Genomic DNA, 5,365 nt, shown 5'->3' with positions numbered 1-5,365 from the left:
CTGCTTCCATCTTCAGCCCATCGCGGAACACATGCGCCACCACCTGGCCATGGCGGATCGGCTGTTCATGGACGAGACCAAGGCGCCGGTACTCGATCCGGGGCGCGGCCAAACGAAGAAAGGCTACTTCTGGACGATTGCCTCAGACGACCGCGGCCACAGCGGCCCAAGTCCGCCGATCGTGCTGTTCCGATATGCCCCCAGTCGCAGCGGTGCCTTCGCTGAGCAATTCCTGGATGGCTTTGGCGGACGCTTCCTGCAATGCGATGCCTATGACGGTTATGATCGACTGACCGAAGTCGCTCGACTGCAAGGGCCTTGGACGCTCGTGCATTGCTGGAGCCACTTGCGCCGACGCTTCGTCAAATTGGCCCGCAATAGCAAATCGCCGATCGCCGAGGCCGCCATTCGGCACATCGCACAGCTTTACGCCATCGAAGCCATGGTGCGCGGTGCATCGCCGGACATCCGGCTCGCCGCACGAAAGGAGCATTCGTTGGCTCTCGTCGCCGCTTTGAAAATGTGGTTCGAGAAGCAGCTGTCGATGATCTCCAGCGGTTCGACGCTCGCCGAGGACATCCGCTACGCGCTCAATCATTGGCAAGGTCTGACCCGCTTCCTCGAAGACGGGCGCCTCGAGCTCGACACGAACCCTGTCGAGAACGCCATCCGGCCAGTCTGCCTGACCAGAAAAAATGCGCTCTTCGCCGGTCATGAGGTCGGAGCCGAAAACTGGGCCTTGCTCGCCTCGATCGTCGCCACCTGCAAGCTCAACGACGTCAACCCGGCCGCCTACATCGCCGAAACACTCGAGACGATCATCGACGGCCATCCCCATAGCCGCATCAAAGACCTCATGCCGTGGCGATTCCGCAAAACGTCAAGCCAGCCTCAATAGGGTTGCGGCTAAGCGCTTACCGAACACAAGAGGCGAGACGTTTTGCAAGCGCTCGCAGCGTTGCCATTGATGGCCTTGGCGATGCAGCCGTGCGAAGCGAGAGCGCAAACCTCAGGCAGCCCGGTAAGGGTCGATACTAAAGGCCTGGTTGCCAAAATCAAATTCGAGGCGCCGCTCGGCGGCTTCCTCTCCGAGATCAACGGAAAGTACAAGCTCCGGGTTACCGAGCTCACGCTCGCTCCCGGGGGGCAGGTGGGCGAGCATAATCATGTCGGGCCTGGCATTCGGCAGGTCACGTCCGGCTACATGACTTACGTCCTGCCGAATGAGACAATCGTCTACGGACCGGGCGACTTCTTCTTCGAGACGGGCGACGTCAATCACACCGTCTTCAATAAGACTGACGCGCCGATGGTGCATGTGCTGTTCGAGATATTGCCCGTTGATCACTCCGGGCCGTCGTTGATTCCAGTCAAGCATCATTGACGGCGCATCGACCTCCGCTGCTTCTGAGGGAAGTCGCAGGCCGCTTTCCCCCGGACCGACCCGTGTCGCAAGCTGCCATGTCGGCTTGTGGGCCCATAGCCGACTTATCGCCAGCAGCCGTTCCAACCGTAGGGTCGGCAATGAGACGGCGCGAGTTCATCATCTTGGCCGGAGCGGCTGCTGCCACTTGGCTGCCACCAACAGCCCTTCGTTCCGAAGAACGGGTAATCAAAATCGTCGCACTCGGCGATGCTCTGGCTACCAGCTACTATCTTCCCGTTGGGCGCAGGTTCTCCGACAGACTTGAATTTGCATTGAAGGCCAAAGGTCAATCGGTCACGGTTGTTGATGCAGGCAAGGGTAATGACACAGCAGCAAGGGGTCTTGCCAGCTTGAATCGCTCGGTTCCCGAGGATACCGATGCGGTGATCTTGGTACTCGGTGCGGTTGATATGGTCTTTGCCGTCGAGCCAAACATCACGCGCAAGTCCCTGGCAGCAATTATTGAAAACCTAAAAGCGCGGCGGATCGCCGTGCTTCTTTGCGGAGCAGCGCCTCACACCAGATTGGACGACGAACACAAGAGTGCCTTTGCGACCATGTTCTCCGGTCTTGCCGGCGAGTACAATGTGCTATTCTACCCTGCATTTGATGACGCGTTTGCAAGCGATCCGTCGCTGAAGGAGATCGGCGACTTCAAGCCAAACGCGGCAGGGATCGAAGCTGTTGTTGCGCGCATATTGCCGAAGGTCGAGGCGCTGATCGATCAAGCACGTCACAGAGTCCATTGACCCCCATAGGTACGGCCGATAGCTCGCAAACCGTCATCATCGTCGACGCGATCATTGGCGCTGAGCCACTTCCGCTATTGGCCCATCTCGAACCTCCCGACCGGCGCGGGTAATGTCCGCTCCCGGTGCTCAGCCGGAAGTAAGCAGGCGGGTTGCCGAAAGGGCGCTTGTGACCCGAAGCGGACATCGGCATCGATCTCCTCAGGGCAGCTTGCCTGCTAAATTCCTTGCTGCGAGAACGTCCTTCAACCTATCGCATATACATGGGCGGCAGTCCGGGCGGTATCGAGCCAGTCAGAAATGAGGTGAGAAACATCTTGCCCAGCGCATGACTGGTCTCCGCAGTCCCAGGTACAAGCCGCTTCTCGCGAATCGCCCTCTCGAATTGCGCGGAGCTGAGCGACGAAAGGTTGTCATCGGGCCTGTCGCGTGGCCCAAGTGCCGAAGCGCTGAACAGCACTCCTGCATAATGGAGCCGCGTGAGGGCGCGAACTTGTGTCAGTCGGTCGCGCAGAGGCCGATCTGGCTCACGGCCAAGCCAAGCGAGCAACAGCATTTCTTCCAATTCCGGGGACTGTGCGAAATTGTCGAGCGCGGTTGCCACATCTACCAGCGGATCGTTGCAATAGGCGGTCTCCCAATCGATCAGCCATAGCCGCTCGCCGTCGAACAACACATTTCTGGGGAGTACATCATTGTGGCTTGAAACAAAATGCTCCGCTCTAAGACCATAGGTCCCGCGGATCTCGGTTAGCCGGCTTGAAGCTTCGTCCAAGAGACCGTCAACAAAAAGACCAGTCTTACAAACATGGGTCCAGAGCCTGTTCACAATCTCTGGGTAATCCAGGAAGTATGGAAACAAGGGCGCACTCTGTTGCTTCTTAAGCATCGCCCCGATCGCCCGGGCTAGTCCTGAACTGCCATCCGGATAGCCTTCAAGTGGTCTATCTTCGATAAAATCCATCATCGCCACACGATTGGGGGCGTCCAGATAATGAAGCCGGGGCGCAATTCCCTCGTGGGCGGCGATGCGCATCGAGTGATATTGGTGGGGATTGCGCAAGGGGCTCTCCGGACCTTCTATTCGCAGCACGAAGCGCCGGCCATTCGTCTCAATCAGAAAAACAAATGCTCCCGAGACTCCACCGGTCAAAGCTCGGATGCTCGGCATTGCATTAGCCCCCAGTACGCTCGTCGTCGCTTGCAGTGCTGCATGCCGCTGTGTAGCCGAAAGCGCGGCGAAGGGGTTTGCCATCTATCGCGTCCAGTTCCGGGGGCGCACAACCTACAAGCGACTTCGCATTAGGTAAAGCCTTTGTCCGCTTCTATCGGTTGTCCGGTTGTGGCCCAGAGCAGAAATCGTGCCTGCTGGTGAGCGGTCGATGTCAGGGACGCAAAATAATTCAGGCCCGCGAGAGATCCTTCGCCATAAGAACCAAGTCGTAGTAGCGCCCAGCTTGCTTCAGCGCGTTCTTCTCGAGGCCGTACTCCAGGAAGCCCAAACTCGCATAAAGGCTCCGCGCCTGTTCATTGTCGACCACCACGCTGAGTTGGATCAGCTCAACCTGCTGACGAGCGTGATTGCATACCGCTTCGCCCAACCGCCGACCGATTTTGGCATTCCTTGCGGCGGGGCGAACGTACATTCCCCAAAGCGCACCTTTGTGAGCTTCTTTCCGGCCCTGTTGGACAGCAAAGCCGACAATGCCGACGAGCTCTTTGTCGCGGAACGCGCCGAGCACTGTAGAGCTACTGAGCCGATCCGAGAACAAACCCAGCGGCTGAGCATCTTCAACCTCGAACGTGCTACCGAACGATTCCGGGTTGGTTGGAGAGCCTCTAGTCGAATGTCTCGATAGAGGAGTGCGTCCTGCGGTGCGAGGCGACGTATCTCAATGTCGTCGTCGGTCATCCTTCGTCTTCACCAGCAGGCAGGAAATATTCCCAGTGAGTTGCACAAGATAGCTTCTCCGACGCCTCAAATCCAGACAAGCTCGACTTCTGATTTTGGCCCATCGCTGCCGTCCACAGCGCGGCCGCTAACGTCCGCATTGGGGGTTACTGCCGTCATGCCTCTCGGAATTTGGGAAGGCAGCCGTGACTCAAAGCTGACCTCGCTCAAAAGCTGTAGGCCATTGACACAGCACGCTGCTTAGCTAAATGTTACTCACCGTAGCATTCGTGGTGAGGAGCAGTTGGCCCTCTCCAGCGATTTCGAGGTCGGATGGGCCAGGTTTGCGAACCGCGATTTTATCACTCTTGCAAGCGGCGCAGCGGTAGCTCCCATACCAGCGCCGGGAAAGTACTCTCGCGACGCTCTGTGCTGACCGGACTTGCGGCAACCTGGGTTGCGGCGTCGGCGAAATGGAGTTGGGCTGCTGAAATCGGTGGTGGTCCGTCCTTTTTCGCCGATGGCCCGGACGCCGAACTTTACGGCGCGGCCGAGAACTACCCGATCAAGGACCGGTGGAGGATCTTCCAGCCCGGCAATCCGGCCTCGCCAAAATACCGCGTCGGCGCATTCAGTCATTACGATGAGATATTCCCGACACGCCAGGTCGATCGCGCGGCCACATCCTGGCCATTCAAGCGAACGCCGGCGGATGTCAGCTACCAGTACAAGGGAAACCGCGCTTCGCTTGCGGATTATCTGTCGCGCAATCCGGTGACGGGCCTGTTGATCGCTAAGGACGACCGGATTCTGGTTGAGTGCTATCAGTACGGCCGCACTGATCGAGATCGGCTGATATCGCAGTCAATGGCAAAATCTATCACTGGCATGCTGATAGGGATCGCGACCGCGGAAGGCGCGATCAAGTCGATCGACGATGCTGCGGAGACCTATGTTCCCGGCTTGAAAGGCACGGAATACGGTGCAACGCCGATCCGCGCGCTGCTGCACATGTCGTCTGGCGTAAAGTTCGGTGAAGAGAACGATGAAGCGAAAGGCAGCGGAGACGACCTCGATCGCCTGTGGGGCGACACGGTGCGCAAACACTGGTTTTCCCAAAAAGGCACCGTTGCCAGCATCGCGCAATTCAACCAACGGATCGCGCCGCCGGGGACGCGATTCCATTACGCCAGTTGCGGATTCCGGGGATTGCGGCCAGGGATTCCGATTGAACGCGACCATGCATTCCGATCGAAGGCGGCCACCTGTTCCGACGAAGGCGGCCGGAGTGTCGTTGCC

6 protein-coding genes are annotated in these 5,365 nt (G+C 58.5%); 4 read left to right on the top strand and 2 right to left on the bottom strand.

Going from position 1 to position 5,365, the window contains the following annotated elements:
- From BRA1253DRAFT_RS01570 to BRA1253DRAFT_RS01560, 3 genes are all read left to right on the top strand, one after another.
- A partial coding sequence (locus tag BRA1253DRAFT_RS01570; RefSeq protein WP_009859441.1) for an IS66 family transposase occupies positions 1–898 on the top strand: 898 nt, incomplete at its 5' end.
- 42 nt (positions 899–940) lie between these two features.
- A complete protein-coding gene (locus BRA1253DRAFT_RS01565; RefSeq protein ID WP_009859440.1) occupies positions 941–1,384 on the top strand; it encodes a cupin domain-containing protein in 444 nt (147 codons plus the stop codon).
- A 140-nt stretch (positions 1,385–1,524) separates the two neighbouring features.
- Positions 1,525–2,175, top strand: coding sequence for a GDSL-type esterase/lipase family protein (locus BRA1253DRAFT_RS01560; protein ID WP_009859439.1), 651 nt, complete (start codon positions 1,525–1,527; stop codon positions 2,173–2,175).
- A 250-nt stretch (positions 2,176–2,425) separates the two neighbouring features.
- Here the strand turns inward: BRA1253DRAFT_RS01560 and BRA1253DRAFT_RS01555 are convergent, their stop codons facing one another.
- Positions 2,426–3,430 carry a phosphotransferase gene (locus tag BRA1253DRAFT_RS01555; protein ID WP_083869759.1) on the bottom strand — a complete coding sequence of 335 codons (1,005 nt, stop codon included), beginning with the start codon at positions 3,428–3,430 and terminating at the stop codon, positions 2,426–2,428.
- A gap of 148 nt (positions 3,431–3,578) precedes the next feature.
- Positions 3,579–3,917, bottom strand: coding sequence for a GNAT family N-acetyltransferase (locus BRA1253DRAFT_RS01550; protein ID WP_245285840.1), 339 nt, complete (start codon positions 3,915–3,917; stop codon positions 3,579–3,581).
- A gap of 578 nt (positions 3,918–4,495) precedes the next feature.
- Here BRA1253DRAFT_RS01550 and BRA1253DRAFT_RS01545 point away from each other — a divergent pair.
- A partial coding sequence (locus BRA1253DRAFT_RS01545) for a serine hydrolase (RefSeq protein ID WP_198288216.1) occupies positions 4,496–5,365 on the top strand: 870 nt, incomplete at its 3' end.

The organism is Bradyrhizobium sp. WSM1253, assembly GCF_000244935.1.
GTDB lineage: Bacteria > Pseudomonadota > Alphaproteobacteria > Rhizobiales > Xanthobacteraceae > Bradyrhizobium > Bradyrhizobium canariense.
The sequence above is the reverse complement of the archived record's forward strand: the minus strand, read 5'-3'. Positions and strand labels throughout refer to the sequence as shown.

Excerpts from the sequence above, each read along its gene's own strand:
- BRA1253DRAFT_RS01555 (WP_083869759.1), bottom strand. The coding sequence starts at position 3,430 with ATGGCAAACCCCTTCGCCGCGCTTTCGGCTACACAGCGGCATGCAGCA.
- BRA1253DRAFT_RS01560 (WP_009859439.1), top strand. The coding sequence starts at position 1,525 with ATGAGACGGCGCGAGTTCATCATCTTGGCCGGAGCGGCTGCTGCCACT.